This window comes from Chromohalobacter sp. 296-RDG, from assembly GCF_029889885.1.
Taxonomy (GTDB): domain Bacteria; phylum Pseudomonadota; class Gammaproteobacteria; order Pseudomonadales; family Halomonadaceae; genus Chromohalobacter.
This window is the reverse complement of the sequence record NZ_JARANY010000008.1, coordinates 45,689-61,363: the sequence shown is the minus strand read 5'-3', so window position 1 is coordinate 61,363 and position 15,675 is coordinate 45,689. Positions and strand designations below refer to the sequence as shown.

General features: G+C 59.6%; 15 protein-coding genes and 1 tRNA gene. 8 read left to right on the top strand and 8 right to left on the bottom strand.

Annotated elements, in window-relative coordinates; genetic code table 11:
* The first annotated feature begins 62 nt into the window (after positions 1 to 62).
* The 6 genes from OP495_RS05295 to OP495_RS05270 all read left to right on the top strand — a co-directional run bounded on the left by OP495_RS05295 (position 63) and on the right by OP495_RS05270 (position 3,974).
* Positions 63 to 1,025, top strand: coding sequence for an ABC transporter ATP-binding protein (locus tag OP495_RS05295; RefSeq protein WP_280561487.1), 963 nt, complete (start codon positions 63 to 65; stop codon positions 1,023 to 1,025).
* Positions 1,022 to 1,795, top strand: a complete 774-nt coding sequence (locus tag OP495_RS05290; protein ID WP_280561486.1) for an ABC transporter permease — start codon at positions 1,022 to 1,024, stop codon at positions 1,793 to 1,795. The genes OP495_RS05295 and OP495_RS05290 overlap by 4 nt, the downstream gene beginning before the upstream one ends.
* Position 1,796: 1 nt before the next feature.
* Entirely contained in the window at positions 1,797 to 2,630 is an 834-nt protein-coding gene (queF, locus tag OP495_RS05285; protein WP_280561485.1) for an NADPH-dependent 7-cyano-7-deazaguanine reductase QueF, read from the top strand.
* Positions 2,631 to 2,713: 83 nt separating this feature from the next.
* Positions 2,714 to 3,274, top strand: coding sequence for a nitroreductase family protein (locus OP495_RS05280; RefSeq protein ID WP_280561484.1), 561 nt, complete (start codon positions 2,714 to 2,716; stop codon positions 3,272 to 3,274).
* Positions 3,275 to 3,300: 26 nt separating this feature from the next.
* On the top strand, positions 3,301 to 3,780 hold the full coding sequence (locus tag OP495_RS05275; protein WP_280561884.1) for a YiiD C-terminal domain-containing protein: 480 nt from the start codon (positions 3,301 to 3,303) through the stop codon (positions 3,778 to 3,780).
* 106 nt (positions 3,781 to 3,886) lie between these two features.
* Positions 3,887 to 3,974 (top strand) — tRNA-Ser (locus OP495_RS05270).
* 68 nt (positions 3,975 to 4,042) lie between these two features.
* On the opposite strand, the gene OP495_RS05265 is transcribed toward OP495_RS05270, so the two are convergent.
* Together OP495_RS05265 and OP495_RS05260 are read right to left on the bottom strand one after the other, a co-directional pair.
* Positions 4,043 to 5,119, bottom strand: a complete 1,077-nt coding sequence (locus tag OP495_RS05265; protein ID WP_280561483.1) for a type I restriction endonuclease — start codon at positions 5,117 to 5,119, stop codon at positions 4,043 to 4,045.
* Between the two features lie 208 nt (positions 5,120 to 5,327).
* On the bottom strand, positions 5,328 to 5,852 hold the full coding sequence (locus OP495_RS05260; protein WP_280567687.1) for a cytochrome b: 525 nt from the start codon (positions 5,850 to 5,852) through the stop codon (positions 5,328 to 5,330).
* A 195-nt stretch (positions 5,853 to 6,047) separates the two neighbouring features.
* On the opposite strand from OP495_RS05260, the gene OP495_RS05255 reads away from it, so the two are divergent.
* Complete coding sequence (locus tag OP495_RS05255; RefSeq protein WP_280567683.1) at positions 6,048 to 7,262, top strand: ABC transporter substrate-binding protein; 1,215 nt, start codon at positions 6,048 to 6,050, stop codon at positions 7,260 to 7,262.
* A 136-nt stretch (positions 7,263 to 7,398) separates the two neighbouring features.
* On the opposite strand, the gene OP495_RS05250 is transcribed toward OP495_RS05255, so the two are convergent.
* The 6 genes from OP495_RS05250 to OP495_RS05225 all read right to left on the bottom strand — a co-directional run bounded on the left by OP495_RS05250 (position 7,399) and on the right by OP495_RS05225 (position 14,140).
* A complete protein-coding gene (locus OP495_RS05250; RefSeq protein WP_280567680.1) occupies positions 7,399 to 8,346 on the bottom strand; it encodes a branched-chain amino acid ABC transporter permease in 948 nt (315 codons plus the stop codon).
* Positions 8,343 to 9,212: a branched-chain amino acid ABC transporter permease gene (locus OP495_RS05245; RefSeq protein ID WP_280567678.1), complete on the bottom strand. Its 870-nt coding sequence runs from the start codon at positions 9,210 to 9,212 to the stop codon at positions 8,343 to 8,345. Before OP495_RS05245 ends, OP495_RS05250 begins: the two co-directional genes overlap by 4 nt.
* Positions 9,213 to 9,215: 3 nt before the next feature.
* Positions 9,216 to 9,923, bottom strand: a complete 708-nt coding sequence (locus OP495_RS05240; protein WP_280561478.1) for an ABC transporter ATP-binding protein — start codon at positions 9,921 to 9,923, stop codon at positions 9,216 to 9,218.
* Complete coding sequence (locus OP495_RS05235; RefSeq protein WP_280567676.1) at positions 9,920 to 10,735, bottom strand: ABC transporter ATP-binding protein; 816 nt, start codon at positions 10,733 to 10,735, stop codon at positions 9,920 to 9,922. Before OP495_RS05235 ends, OP495_RS05240 begins: the two co-directional genes overlap by 4 nt.
* A gap of 272 nt (positions 10,736 to 11,007) precedes the next feature.
* Complete coding sequence (locus OP495_RS05230) at positions 11,008 to 12,522, bottom strand: Na+/H+ antiporter NhaC family protein (protein WP_280567675.1); 1,515 nt, start codon at positions 12,520 to 12,522, stop codon at positions 11,008 to 11,010.
* Between the two features lie 388 nt (positions 12,523 to 12,910).
* Complete coding sequence (locus OP495_RS05225; protein ID WP_280567674.1) at positions 12,911 to 14,140, bottom strand: multidrug effflux MFS transporter; 1,230 nt, start codon at positions 14,138 to 14,140, stop codon at positions 12,911 to 12,913.
* Positions 14,141 to 14,472: 332 nt separating this feature from the next.
* Here OP495_RS05225 and OP495_RS05220 point away from each other — a divergent pair, with 332 nt between their 5' ends.
* Complete coding sequence (locus OP495_RS05220; protein WP_280567672.1) at positions 14,473 to 15,474, top strand: aldo/keto reductase; 1,002 nt, start codon at positions 14,473 to 14,475, stop codon at positions 15,472 to 15,474.
* Positions 15,475 to 15,675: the final 201 nt, after the last annotated feature.

Sequence of the window (15,675 nt, the reverse complement as noted above, 5' to 3'; positions counted from 1 at the left end):
TGCCCGCATTGTCTGCTGTCTTTGCAAGGTTTTTTCGAATATCAAGAATTTGGGTGCGCCAGATGGCAGAACCAGCACTGTCCATCCGCGGGCTGACCAAGGTCTACGGTAATGGCTTCCATGCCCTCAAGGGCATCGATCTCGATGTCGCCGAAGGCGACTTTTTTGCCTTGCTTGGCCCTAACGGGGCGGGCAAGTCCTCCACGCTAGGGGTCGTGTCGTCCCTGGTGCAGAAGACCGGTGGTAGCGTGCGCGTGTTCGGTATCGATATCGACCGCGACTTCGCCAAGGCCAAGTATCACCTCGGCGTAGTGCCGCAGGAATTCAACTTCAATCAGTTCGAGAAGGTCGAGGACATCGTCCTGACCCAGGCGGGTTATTACGGCATGCCGATGCGCGAGGCCAAGCCCCGTGCCGAGCAGTTGCTGCGTGATCTTGGCCTGTGGGACAAGCGCAAGGGCAGCGCGCGCATGCTTTCTGGCGGCATGAAGCGCCGTCTGATGATCGCGCGCGCGTTGATTCATCGCCCTCGGCTGCTAATTCTCGATGAGCCGACCGCCGGAGTGGATATCGAGCTGCGTCGCAGCATGTGGGAATTCATGAAGCGCATCAATCGTGAAGGCACCACCATCATCCTCACCACGCACTATCTGGAAGAGGCCGAGAGCCTGTGCCGTAACATCGCCATCATCAATCATGGCGATATCGTCCAGAACACCAGCGTGCGTGACCTGCTGGCCCAGCTCAATACCGAGACCTTCCTGCTCGATCTGGCGCATCCGGTCGAGACTGCGCCGACGCTTGAAGGCTTCAGCGTGGAGCGTGTCGATGCCACGCAACTGGCGCTTTCCGTCGCGCGTGGGCAGCGGCTCAACGACGCCTTCGCGCAACTCTCCGCGCAGGGCTTCGAAATCGTCTCGATGCGCAACCGTGCCAACCGTCTGGAGGAGATGTTCGTGTCGATGGTCGAACATGCCAATGCCGAAAGCGGCCGATCCACCGACAAGGTGGAGGTGCGCTCATGAATGCCTGGCAGACATGGATCGCCTTGTGGACGCTGGTGACCAAGGAAGTGCGCCGCTACATGCGTATCTGGCCGCAGACGCTGCTGCCGCCGTCGATCACCATGACCATGTACTTCATCATCTTCGGCAACCTGATCGGCTCGCGCATCGGGCCCATGGACGATATCGACTACATCGATTACATCGTCCCCGGGCTGATCATGATGGCGGTGATCACCAACAGCTATTCCAACGTGGCCTCGAGCTTCTTCTCCAACAAGTTCCAGCGCAGTGTCGAGGAGATGATGGTCTCGCCGATGCCCAACTGGGTGATCCTCTCCGGTTTCGTGGTCGGCGGGGCTTCGCGCGGTCTAGCGGTGGGCTTGATCGTCACCGTGGTGTCAATGTTCTTCACCGACCTCTCGATCCACCATCCCCTAGTGACGATCGCCGTGGTGATCATGACGGCGTTGCTGTTCTCCATCGGCGGCTTCATCAATGCGCTGGTGGCAAACAAGTTCGACGACATATCGATCGTGCCGATCTTCGTGCTGACGCCGCTGACGTATCTGGGCGGGGTGTTCTATTCGATCCACATGCTGCCGAATTTCTGGCAAGGCGTGTCGATGATCAACCCCATCCTGTACATGGTGAACGCCTTCCGTTACGGCATTCTCGGTGTCTCGGACATTCCGGTTGGCGGGGCGCTGGTGGCCATCGCCGTGTTCATCGTCGTGTTTTTCATGGCGGGTCTATGGATGCTCGATCGCGGCAAGGGGATTCGTAGCTGACATGAGCGAATGCGCCGATACTCTCGAGCATGCACCGCTGGGGCGTGAGTCCGCGTATCCCGAGCACTACGATGCCGGCTTTCTGTTTCCGATTCCCCGGCAGGCTAATCGTACGCCGCTGGGGCTCGATGATGCCGCGCTGCCGTTCGAGGGCGCGGATGAATGGCACGCCTTCGAGCTGTCCTGGTTGGATGCAAAGGGCAAGCCGCATGTCGCCGTGGCCCGGTTTCGACTGCCCGCCGATTCGCCCTCGCTGATCGAATCGAAGTCCTGGAAGCTGTATCTCAACAGCTTCAACCAGACACGTTTTGACAGTCGCGCGGCGGTGGCCGACACGCTCGAGCGTGACCTGGCGCAGGCGGCGGGCGCGCCGGTCTCGGTGGCCTTGTTCGGCGTCGAAGACGAGGCGCTGATCCCGCGTGCGCTGCCCGGCGAGTGCCTGGACGATCTCGACGTGAGCATCGAGCACTACACGCCGACGCCTGATCTGATCGAAGCGGGCGAAGAGATCGTCGAAGAAACGCTGCACTCGCATTTGCTCAAGTCCAACTGCCCGGTGACGGGCCAGCCCGACTGGGGAAGCGTGCTGATTCGGTATCGTGGCCCCAGGCTGGAGCGCCAGGCCTTGCTCAAGTATTTGATCTCCTATCGACAGCATCAGGACTTTCACGAGCACTGCGTCGAGCACCTGTTCGTCGATCTGATGGCGCGGGCCAACCCGGAACGACTGCTGGTCATGGCGCGCTACGTGAGGCGCGGTGGGCTGGATATCAGCCCCTGGCGGGGTACGCCCGGCGAGCGGCCGCCCTTGCCACTCCGACTGGCTCGTCAGTGAGCATGCAACCCGACGCCATGCATTGAACACAGGCGGCTTCGACCGCACATTATTACCCTATTCAGACGGCCAAGGAGATGCTCATGGATGCCATGACCTTACTGCACGAGCGCAGCTCGATGGGAAAACTGGCCGCGCCTGCCCCTGATCGCGATCAACTGGACGCACTGTATCGCGCCGCCTTGCGAGCGCCCGACCATGACACCTTGACGCCTTGGCGGTTCATCGAATTCTCCGGTGAAGGACTCGACCGGCTGGGCGAGCTTTACGCCAAGGCCGAGCAGCGTCTCAATCCGCACATCGACGACGGACATCTCGACGCCGCGCGCAAGAAGCCCAAACGTGCGCCGTTGTTGATCGCGGTGATCGCCAAGGTCATGCCCGATCACCCCAAGGTGCCGCGTATCGAACAGGTGCTTTCCGCAGGCTGTGCGGCGTATGGCATCCTGCTTGCCGCGCAGGCGCAAGGCCTGGGCGCCATGTGGCGCACCGGCCACTACGCCTTCGATCCCACCGTACGTGAAGGCCTCGGTCTCGCCGATGACGACGAACTGGTCGGCTTTCTGTACCTCGGCCAGATGGGTGGACGCCACAAGCCACTGCCCGAGCGCGATCCCGAAGAGTTCGTCGAGCGTTGGTCGTGAGCGAGACAGTGCGTCAGCCGGGGGTAATGCATCCCCGCTTGCCGTTGCCTGAGGCAAGCGACGGGGAAGACCTCGAAACTTTTTTCGCCTGGTTGCGCGAGGCGATTCCCCAAGTCGCGCATTACGGCATCCAACAGCCCGCCTGGAATGATTCAACACTCAGTTGGCGGGTAGCGCTGGCTGACAACCTCAACGATAAAGGCACCGGCTTCGGCGGCGCGCTTGCCGGCGAAACCACCTTGCTTGGCTGGTGCTGGACCACACTATGGCTACGTACCCGGGGCAGGGTGCAAGACGTGGTGATCGCCGAAGGCCAGCAACGATTTCTCGCCCCCGTGACGACTGACTACTATATGCAGTGCTTTCCCCTCGAAGCCGACGGCATTGCCAGGCTTGATACCGCGCTCACCGAGAAGGGGCGAGGGCGGATCAAGCTCGTACAGCGTGTCTACTGTGGTGACACCCTCTGCATGGAAGCTCAAGGCCGCTACGCGGTACTCAAGTGATTCCCCGCCGAGACGGAAAATCGCTTGCAAAACAGCACTTAGCTCGATAGTATGTGCGCCGTTCTGACGGACAAGGCCGACGCCATTCGGCGGAACGACAATTTGCGGAGGGGTGTCCGAGTGGTCGAAGGAGCGCGCCTGGAAAGCGTGTAAGTCGAAAGGCTTCGAGGGTTCGAATCCCTCCCCCTCCGCCAGAATTTAAAAAGCCGCTGAGCCATCAGCGGCTTTTTTGTGCCTGACTTTTGGAAAGGCTATGGGCCTTTTATTCGAGATATTCGCTCACAGTCTTTTTCAGTTGGTCCTTGTACTGAAAGAGGTCGCTGACGGAGTCTATCTCGATGCGGCTTTCTTGTTTGTCGCTGAAGAAGCCCACCCGTTTGACGGACTTCGCGTTGAAGTGAAAGCGGCAGATGGGCTTGCGGTTGTTGTCGTCGAGGAGCACTGCGCAGTAGGACTTCGCATCGCGCATGGCGATACGGCTGACATCGACCTGTTCTGCGAGCAGTGATCGAACAATATTATAGGCGTCGATCTCTTCTTGGGTGGTAATGATCCCATCATCATCAGGCTCGGGCTCTTGCGATGCACTTTCGGGAGTCGAGGTAGGGTGGGGCGCATCAGTATCGTTGCTGGCCAGAGCGCCACGTAGTCGTTGGGCGACTTGCTCTTTGATATAGAGCTTGCCCGCTTCCTTGATTATCGGCGTGAATTCTTCGACCACTTGCCGTGTCTGGCGGCCCTCGTAGATCTTGCCCACTACGAACTTGACGAATTCTTCCGGGGTGTCTCGGAAAACTTCACCAATGGCCTGTTTGGCAAGGTTGGTGTACTTGAGCCGGTTGGCCGTACTCAGAATGGCATCAACATCAAAATTGGGCTTGGTGAATTTCTGAAGCTCGTCGATATCCTGTTCGTTAAAGTCTTCCAAGTTGAAAGTGAAAAAGGGGCGGGTGTCCAGCTTGTTCTCGGAGTCCAGATCAGAATAGAAACGGTACTCAAAGCCGTTCGTCAAGATGGCGAATTTGGCATCCGTGCAAGCAAAGTAGCGGTAGAGTTGGTTGTACTGAACGTTGGCGAGGTTGGTGCCTAAGGGCTTACATTCCATGAGAATCGAAATGTTGCCATCTGCGCGGATGGCGTAATCTACCTTTTCACCCTTCTTGGTGCCTACATCTGCTGTGAATTCTGGCACTACCTCTCGGGTGTCAAAGGGGTCATACCCAAGCGAGCTGATGAAGGGAAGCACTAAAGCCGTCTTGGTCGCTTCCTCGTTCTTGATGTGTTCGACCTGTTCCTCACCACGACGTGCAATGCCGTACAGCTTTTCGCTAAAGTCCATGATGCCTCCCTGCGTTTAGTTTTTGGTGTATAAGCAATCTTACACTACTCGACTTTTCCTGCCCTTACCAAAAGACCAAAGTCAAATAAGAGCCTCGTTTTGGCTATTTCCTTGCTTTTATTTGGATGGCCAAGCACGGCCGCTGATTTGGCATCGGCAGGGAGGTGGTCCGTCAGGGGAGAATAGAACGGTACGATACCGTGAACGTTTAGCGCCCGATCATCCGGTGTAGCGTGTCGTCGCGCCTAATCAACCGGTGATAACCCGCCATGACGATATGTCCGGTCACCAGCGTGGAGAGGAACCAGGAAAGAGGCACATGGATTTGGCCGAATGCGGCGGCCCAGGGCACATCGGCGTCGGTCCAATACGCCGTATCGAATACAGAGATGCCGTAGCCCGATCCCCAAGTGGATGCCATACCCGACAGCGGCATTAGCAACAGCACCAGATACATCAGCGCGTGACCCCATATCGCCGCCTTTTGCAGTGCGCCACGGTGCTCTGGCCGGTACCTGAGTTGCGAGATGGCCCATAGCGTACGTATGGCCATCAAGGCGAGAATGCCGACGCCAATGGTCGTATGCCACTGCACGACACCCTGACTGTAGACGTTCCCCTCCCACAGGATATTGAAGAACACGCTGGTCAGTTGAAGGATGACCAGAATCGCGATGAGCCAGTGCAGGCATCGCGTGATGCTGCCGTAGTGGCTGGGTGAGTCACTCAACATGGCGCAAGCTCTTATTAACGATAATGTTTCATTTTCTCATCTTTGGGTTCGGATTTCCTCATCGATGTTCTCTCTTCTCGGTGCTTTGTCTAATGTCAGCGATCCGCTTATGCTGGACGTCGGGTTGATAGCAACATGCAGGGTCATACCCGCCGAACAATGAACAATCAAGGTCTGCAAAAGGAGTCCTCTGCAATGACCGTCAAGAAACCGCTTATCGGTGCCATTTCCGCCGTGGCCTTGGCCACCAGCATTTCCGCTTTTGCCGAACCGCTCAAGATCGGTGTGCTGGTGCCGCTGACCGGCGATTTGCAAAGCTATGGCGAACCCGCGCTCAAGGCAGCGCAACTTGCCGCCAAGGAGATCAATGCCGCTGGCGGCGTGCTCGGCGAAGATGTTGCGCTCAGCAGTGGCGACACCCAGACCTCACCGCAGCCAGGTGTCGCTGCGGCTCAGAAGCTGGTTAATATCGAAGGTGTCGATGCGATCTTCGGCGCGCTTTCAAGCGGTGTCACTATTCCTGTGGCACAAAGCGTCTCCAAGACCGAGCAGATACCGCAGATCAGCAGTGCCTCGACCTCGCCGGTGATCACTTCGCTGGACGACGATGACTTTCTCTTTCGTACCGTGCCGTCGGATGCCTTTCAGGGCGTAGCGCTCTCTGAGGTGACTAAAGAGAAAGGCTACGACAACGTAAGCATCATCTATATCAACAACGACTATGGCAAAGGGCTTGCCGATGCCTTCACCGGCGCTTTCGAAAAAGCGGGCGGTACCGTTTCTGCGACGGTAGCCTACGAGCAGGGCCAGGCGGCCTATCGCGGTGAACTGCAGCAGGCGGCCAGCGACGATGCGGAGGCGCTGGTACTGGTCGGCTATCCGGAGAATGGCCAGACCATCCTGCGTCAGTCGTTGGAAGGCGGGTTCTTCAAGAACTTCGTGTTCACCGACGGCATGAAGGCTCCCGAGCTGGTCGACAACCTGGGCGCGCAATACCTCGAGGGTTCGGTGGGCACGGTGCCGCAGGCCCGTGACGACTCGCCGGGGGCGCAGCACTTCAACAGCGCCTACGAGAGCGAATACGGCTCGCTACCGCCCAAGCCTTATCTGGATACCGCTTACGACGCCTTCTATCTGTTGTCGCTGGCGGCTCAGGCGGCTGGCTCCACCGACAGCGTGGCGATTCGCGATCAGCTGCGCGCGGTTGCCAATCCGCCGGGCGAGCAGGTCGGTCCGGGTGAGTTCGAGAAAGCCGTCAACTTGCTCGAGGAAGGCCAGGAGATCGATTACGAGGGCGCTGCCGGTTCGGTCAACTTCGACGACAACGGCGACGTACCGGGGACCTTCGGCGAGTGGACCTTCAAAGATGGCGAAGTGGTTACCAACAGGATTTTCGAACCCAAGATGTGATCGCTCGTTAAGCGGTCGGTGACGTGACGGTCTTTCCAGCAGTACTCATGCAACGCCCGGCCTATGCCGGGCGTTGTCGTTACAGAGCAGTCGTTACAGAGCAAAATCCGGTAGCGCGTCGCCGGCGCGCTGGTATTCAGCGCTTTCTGGCGATCAACTTGGGCGGCTTCTCGGGCAGGATACCCTCGGGGCGCAGCACCAGAATCACCTGCAATAGTACTCCGATCAATAGGACGCGCAGAGCCGCAGCCTGAGTGGCGTGCTCGGAGGGTAGCAATCCGGTCAGCAGGTCAGTACCCGACCATACGCCCCACACTACGATGGCACCGAGGATCGCGCCGCGGTTGTTGCCGCTGCCGCCGGCGATCAGCATCACCCAGACCAGGAAGGTGCCGTAGAGCGGCATGAACGCCTCAGGACTCAAGAAGCCAAAGAAGTGGGCATAGAGCCCGCCGCCCAGCCCCATGATCGCTGAACCCAGAACGAACGCCTGCAACCGGAAGCCGGCGATGGATTTACCCGCCGCCGCGGTGGCTGGCTCGTTCTCGCGAATGGCGCGTAGCACACGACCCCAGGGCGAGGCGTAGGCGCGCTCGACCAGGAAATATACCCCGGCGACGAATAGCGCTACGATCACCAAATAGGCGAACCCACTGTCCAGTACGGTGCCGGCCAGAGGTCGGTCGATACCGGCGATACCGCGTACGCCGTTGGTTAGCCAATCCTCGTTCTTGACGAACAGGCGAACCATTTCGGCGATGCCGATCGAGGCGATGGCCAGGTAGTCGGTACGCAGCCGCGCGGTGATAAGACCGACGATCAAGCCGAGCACGGTCGAGGCGATGATGGCGCCGAGCAGGCCGACCAGAAACGGCATGCCGAAGCCGCCTAGGTAGGCGGGGCTCGACGGCGTGGTGAGGATCGCGCTGGTATAAGCGCCGACTGCAAAGAAGCCGGCGATACCGATATTGAACTGGCCGGTAAATCCCCACTGCATGTTGAGGCCCAGCGCAAGTACAGCGTAGACACCAGCGAAGGTCAGAAACGAGGTCAGGTATGAGGCGATATTTGTGAGTTCCATCATACGGTCCCCTTGAAGATGCCCTGTGGACGTAAGATCAACATGCCGACCATGATCGCGAAGGCCACGGCGGGTTTATAGGCGGCGGGAATCAGCAGCGTCGACATCTCCATCGACACACCGATGATCATGCCGCCGGCGATGGCGCCGTAGGGTCGGCCGATGCCGCCGAGAATCGCCGCTGCGAACACCGGTAGTAGCGTGGTCCAGCCCATCATTGGGTGCAGGCGTGTGTCGATGCCCAGGAACACGCCGGCCGCAGCCGCCAGTGCGCCGCCGATCACCCAGGTGACCACGATGACGCGCTCGGCGGGGATGCCCGAAATCAGCGCCAGATCCATGTTGTCGGACATCGCGCGCATTGCCTTGCCCAGCCGAGTACGTGTGAGGAACAGATGCACGCTGGCGACCAGGCCCAGCGAGATCAGCATGATCCACAGATGATCGGGCTTGAGCCGCAGTCCGCCCAGCCAGTCGAGCTGCCACGGAAACTGGATGCCCGAGGTGTAGGTCTGGTTGTCGGACCCCCAGATCAGCTGTACCAGGCTGCGCAGGATCAACGCCATGCCGAACGAGGCGATCAGCAAGATGACCGGCTGGGTACGGCGAATGCGCCGGTAGAGCACCTGGTCGATGAATACCGCGACCACGGCCATGCCGACCATTGCCGCGGGCAGCGCCCACCATGCACTCAGCCCGAACGCCGATATGAATGCCAGCCCCAGATAGGCGCCGAGGGTCATGAAATCGCCATGCGCGAAATGTGCGAAGCGCAGGATGCCGAAGATCATCGACACGCCGATCGCGCCCATGGTCAGGACACTGCCCAGCACCAGGCCGTAGACGAGCAGTTGCAGGATATCGATCATGGTTCAGCCTCCCAGGAACATTTCGGCGACTTCCGGGTTGGCCAACAGGTTGGGACCGGTGTCTTCGTGGCGGTTACTACCGGTGGCCAGCACGTAGCCTCGGCTGGCGATGGACAGTGCCTGTTTGGCATTCTGTTCGACCATCAGCACACCGATGCCCTGGGCATTGATCTCCTTGATGCGTTCGAAGGTCTCGTCGATCAGCAGCGGCGAGAGGCCGGCGGTGGGTTCGTCGAGCATCAAAAGCTGCGGGTCGATCATCAGCGCGCGGCCCATGGCGACCATCTGGCGTTCGCCGCCGGACATCAGCCCTGCTTGCTGGCGGCGCCGCTCGGCGAGTTTGGGGAACAGCGTATAGACCTTGTCGAGACGTTTGGACAGATCGCCTTTCATCAGGTAGGCGCCCATCTCGAGATTCTCGCGCACGGTAAGCGACGGAAAGACGTTCTTCTCCTGGGGGACATAGGCGATACCGCGGCGTACCATTTGTTCGGGCTTGGCATTAGTGATGGTCTCGCCGCGGTAGCGGACTTCGCCTGCGCGGATGCGCAGCAGGCCGAACACCGCTTTCATGGCGGTGGACTTGCCGGCGCCGTTGGGGCCGACGATGACCACGATTTCGTCGGTCTCCACGCGCAGATTGGTGCCCTGGAGGATGTCGGCACTGCCATAGCCGCCGTAGAGGCCCTTGGCTGCGAGCAGACTGCTCATGAGGGCTCTCCTTGATCCGTTGCAGGCTTGCTGGTCGTTTCGCCCATCCGGCCGCTGGCACCGCCGCCGAGGTAGGCTTCGCGGACCTCCTCGTCCTGGCGCAGCACCTCCATCGAGCCGGAGGCGATAAGCTCGGCATTGGCCATCACGTGAACCGGCTCGCAGAGTGCCGAGATCAGATCCATGTCGTGCTCGATGACGCAGAAGGTGTAGCCGCGTTCGCGGTTGAGGCGCAGGATCGCCTCGCGAATCTTGCCGAGCAGGGTGCGGTTGACGCCGGCACCGGGTTCGTCGAGAAGTACCACCTTGGCGTCGGTCATCATCGTGCGGCCCAGATCGAGAAGCTTCTTCTGACCGCCCGACAGATTGCCTGCCAGCTCGTCGGCGACGTGGGTGATCTCGAGAAACTTGAGTACGTCGTCGACGCGGTCCAGCACCTCACTGTCCTGTTGTTTGACCTTGCCCCAGCGCAGCCAGGTCTTGAACAGGTTCTCGCCGCTCTGGCCGGGCGGCACCACCATCAGATTTTCGCGCACCGTCATGCGCGAAAATTCATGGGGGATCTGAAACGTGCGTACCACGCCACGGTGAAATAGCGTGTGCGGCGGCAGGCCGGTGATGTCCTGGCCGTCGAGCAGTACGCGGCCGCTGGAAGGGGGAAAGAGTCCGGCGACGATATTGAACAGAGTACTCTTGCCGGCCCCGTTGGGGCCGATCAGCCCGGTGATACTGCCCTGCGTCACCTCGAAGGAAACGCCCCGCACGGCCTGCAGGCCGCCGAACGCCTTGGAGACGTTGTCGATTCGAATCAAGGAAGTGTTCCTCGTAAGCGTCTTGTTGTGTTTGTGTGCGCGCGGAAATTAGCGGGAGGGTATTGCGCCTCGCCCACCTTGCCGGCAACGCTTTTCACGGATCGATGGTGCGATGTGGGTCGTCGCCATACCTTACAGCGCGACGTACAGGTTTATAGACCAAAGCATCACGCAATGGCCTGTGTCACGCAACGATATAATCGAGTCTATCAGGCTCTTGATATCGACGTCATGCCTGCCTGGCGGGCCGGCCCAGGGGCGGCCCGCTCGCGTTAGGTGCGTCTCGAGGCCAAGAACTTGATGACCACGGCCTGGAGGACCAGGCCTATAGCCAACAAGATATAGGGAGACGCGATGATGATCGTCCCCAGGTAGAGCAGTGCGCTCACGGAAGCCGGAACGAGCGCATAGGGGATCTGGGTCTTGACGTGTGCAACGTGGTCGGAGCCGGAGAAGATCGAGGCCATCACGGTCGTGTCCGAGATGGGAGAGCAGTGATCGCCGAAGATCGAGCCGGAGAAGATGGCGCCGATCGCCATGCTCACGAGCGTCATGTCGCCGATGTTGTATGCCAGGGGGACACCGATCGGCGTCAGAATCGCCATGGCACCCCAGGAACTGCCGGTCGAGAAGGATATTACCATGGCGATGGCGAAAATGAGGATCGGCAATAGCGTCGGCGATAGCCAGCTCTCCGTTGCTGCTATGACATGATCCCCGGTTTCGAGCGCGCCGGTGACGGTGCCGATCGACCAGGCCAACACCATGATGACCAGTGCCGGCAGCATGGTCTTGAAGCCAGCCAGCAAGGTGTTTTCGCAGGCCTCCAGCGATTGGCGCTGAAGCAGCGCCATGACGATCCCGACGACGACCATCGCGAAAGCGGCCCAACTGAGTGAGACACTGACATCGGTATCCGCGATCGCCTCCATCAGCGGCTTGCCTTCGCTGCCGCCGCCTGTGTACCAGAGTGCCCAGCAAGCGACGCCGATGAGTACCACAAGCGGGATCAAGAAATTCCAGACGCGCCCCCGGCCTTCGGGTACATCCCCCAGGTCTTCTTCGACGCTAGATAGCGGGTTGTCGCCGGGGGCGACGAGTTCGCCGGTTTTTTGCGCGCGATGCTCGGCGCGCTTCATGGGGCCAAAGTCGCCCATGATGAGGATCATGGGCACCGAGGCGAGGCAAAGCAGGGCGTAAAAATTCCAGGGAATCGATTGCAGAAAGGTCCAGTAGGGTTGTTCGCTAGTCAAGCTGAGCACGGCGAACGCGCCAGCGATGAGCGAGACCTGGTAACCGATCCAGTCGGAGACGGGACCTAGGGTCGCCATCGGCGCGGACGTTGCGTCGATGGTCCAGGCCAGCTTTTCCCTCGAGACGTTGTGCCTGGCCGTCAGATCGCGCGAGGCATTCCCCACGATGACCGAATTGACGTAGTCGTTGAAAAAGATCACGACACCCAGCAGCCAGGTGAGAAGGAGAGAACCTCTCGAGGAGGAAACCTTGCCGGCAAGCCACTTGGCCAAGGCCTGGGAACCACCGGTGGTATGCATGAAGGCAGCACCAGCGCCGAGCAAGGAGACAAGGACGAGGAATCGCGCGTTCCATTCATCGGTCATCACCTCCGCGAACCAGTCGAACGTCTGGCCGACGGCGGCAATCGGGTTGCCTGCGACGATCCAGGCGCCCAGCAAAATGCTCAAGAAGAGCGAGATGTTGACCCGGCGGGTAAGCAGGGCCAGCACGACGGCGGCGATGGGCGGAGCGAGCGATATTAGAGCATCCATTCGATCTATCACTTTTGTCGTTGGCGGGTGCGTGTCAGGACAGGCGTTAGCCAGTAGACCGATCTCCAGTCCATGTTCCTTTTTTAATCTCTCCCGTTGTAGCAGCAGTCACGAAACAGTGTCGATATTCAAGTACCGAAAAGCTCCATAACGCTGGGATTTTGCCACCAAACCTTGGATTCACTGTAGCCATCTTGCCTGCCGTCTCGAGATTGATGCGGTGCTGTGAGTGATAATGCCTGTAGGGTGGGGCATATCATATCTCCTGTGACGGTGAAGAAGCCCGGGGAGGGCTTGACTCACAGGAGTGATAGAGATTTTAAAGTTTTTTCACTGGTCTGCTCTCATACCATGAATAGCCCTTGTGTCTCCCTACACTGTTCGTGACTCAACTCTTTGCTTGGCGATCGAAACGCAATGCGGCTCTCAGCGCTATCTGCCCGATAATGGCAGCTGTGGCCAGCACCATGGCCGCTGCCTGAGCCGGATTGTCACCCAGCCCGGCGAGCGCGGTACACAGAGCACCGATACCCATCTGGGCAAACCCGTAGAGGCCAGCGGCCGAGCCCACGACCTTGGGGTTGATGCTGACGGCCAGTGTCAGTGCCGTCGGTCCGGTCATGCCCACGCCCAGCGTGAAAAGTAGCATCGAAGCTTCGAGGGTAATGACGGATGCCCAGCCGGCGAACACTATGACCAGCATCGAAATGCCTCCGGCCAGGCTCAGCAGGCTCGCCGACAGCATCAGTCGAGACAGCCCGACACGATGAGTGGTGCGGTTAGTGATGAAATTGCCCAACGAGATACTCAGAATCAGCAGCGAGAGATAATACGCCACGTGACTCGCTGGCTTTCCCAGTTGTTCGACGAAGATGAATGGCGCCGAGGCCACAAAGGCAAACATGGCCGTGGTGGCGCAGCCGCCTCCTATTGCATAGCCGATGAAAGCGGGAGAGCGAATCAAGGTGTGATACTCATGGGCTAGACCGGGCAGGTTAACGCGACCTGTAGCTTGTGCAGTTTCCGGCATCAATCGCCATACGAATAGCAGGTTACCGATCCCCATCAGACACAGCGCCAGGAGTACACTACGCCAGCCCAGCGTGATGGTTAGCATGCTCCCGATCAGCGGCGCCAACGCTGGGCCGATGGCCACCACCAGATTGAGCACCGCTAGCCGTTGTACGGCGCGGTCCGGGGCGGCAGTATCGCGGATCATGGCGCGCCCTAAAGCCAGGCCTGCGCATCCGCCGAATGCTTGAAAGAACCGGGCCGTTATCAGCGTTTCGACGCTCTGAGCCTGCCAGGCGATGATGCCAGCGACGCTATAGATCAACATGCCCAGCATCAGCGCGGGTCTTCTACCTAGCGCATCGGAAAGCGGCCCGTAGAAGAGCTGGCCGAGCGCCAGCCCTAGAATGTAGAGACTGATCGTCAACTGCATCTGGGCGTTGTCAGCGTGCAAGGCTTCACCGGCGACAGGTAGCGACGGCACGAAGATATGCATGGCCAATGTGCCGGCCAGCGTGATGAGTACCAGCATCCATAGCGCTGGCACTGCACGTGCAGAAGTGGTTTGTTCGGCGGAGTTAGATGTCGAAGTGGCAGGGTCGGTCACGAAGCGCCTCGTGAAGATGAAATGAGAGTCTGCGAGAATTAAATAGCATGATAGCCATTAGCACCTTACGCGAATTGGCGTTGTATGACTATTTGACCAAAGCCTCGCAAGTGTTCGAGGGCGGCTTCTCGAGGGAAAATCCTGCTTCTTTTGCCGAGGGGTTGAGTCCAGTAGTTTTCTTAGGTTCTGCGCTTCAGAAGGTGGGGTCGTCCGGCGCTTTGCGTCCTGAGTTCGAAGAATAACGAAGCCCTGTCCGACGTTATATTGCTAAGCTGTGTGTCTGTCATCCAGGCTGCTACTCAGTCTTTTACCCGTTTTACAAGGATTCTCCCATGCCGAACGTATTGTCTCTTCTTGCAGAGGTTGCGTCGCCGAGCGTCGGACTTGGCTGCATGAACCTGTCCCATGGCTACGGGACGCCGGTGCCGGATGCCGAGGGCGTGCGGGCGTTGCAGGCGGCATTCGAGATGGGCTATCGCCATTTCGATACTGCGACGCTTTATGGCGCGACGGCGAATGAGTCGCTGGTGGGCAAGGCGCTCGAGGGGCGGCGCGATCAGGTGCTGCTGGCTAGCAAGTGTGGCATGGCGATCGATCCGGCGCTGGGCCGTAAGGTGATCGATGGGCGCCCCGAGACGCTGCGTCGCCAGTGCGAGGCGAGCTTGCAGCGCCTGCGAACCGACCGGCTGGATCTCTATTACCTGCATCGTATGGATCGCCAGGTGCCCATCGAGGAGAGTGTCGGGGCATTGGGGCGGTTGGTCGAGGAGGGCAAGCTGCGTGCGGTGGGCCTGTCTGAGATCTCTGCCGAGACGCTGCGCCGTGCTCATGCCGAGTATCCGGTGGCGGCGGTGCAGTCGGAATATTCGCTATGGACGCGTAACCCCGAGATCGCCTTGCTCGAGGCATGTCGCGAACGGGGTACCACGCTAGTGGCGTTCAGCCCGCTGGGCCGGGGCTTTCTGGCGGATGCAGTGCCGGATCCGACGCGTCTGGAAGAAAACGACATGCGCCGTGGCATGCCCCGTTTCAGTGACGAGTACTACCCGCACAATCAGCGTCTGTTGGCGGATTTCACTGCGCTGGCCGATGAGCTGGAGATAACGCCAGGACAGTTGGCGCTGGCGTGGGCAAAGGCGCAGGGGAGCGATATCGTGCCCATTCCAGGCACGCGTAATGTCGCGCACATGCGTGAGAACCTGGCAGCGGAGACGTTGCGATTGGATGCTGCCTCGCTCGAAAAGTTGGGCGCGATGATGACGCCCGATCAAGTGCGTGGCGGACGCTACAGCGATGCGCAGCAGGCGGATATCGATACTGAGGAATTCGCCTGATGACGAGGCGTCCCACGCGGTGCGTTTAGCGCACAAGTCGTGTCAGTAATATCTGACAGGCAAATTTTTGCCCAGGCTCTAATATAAAAGTGCGGCAAAGGACACGCCGTGCAAACTCCCGGCCAGGACGGCCGGGGTTTTTATTTACCCGCCGCGTCCGAATTTTACCGTTGTCTGCTGGTTATGCCGCCGATGTTGTCG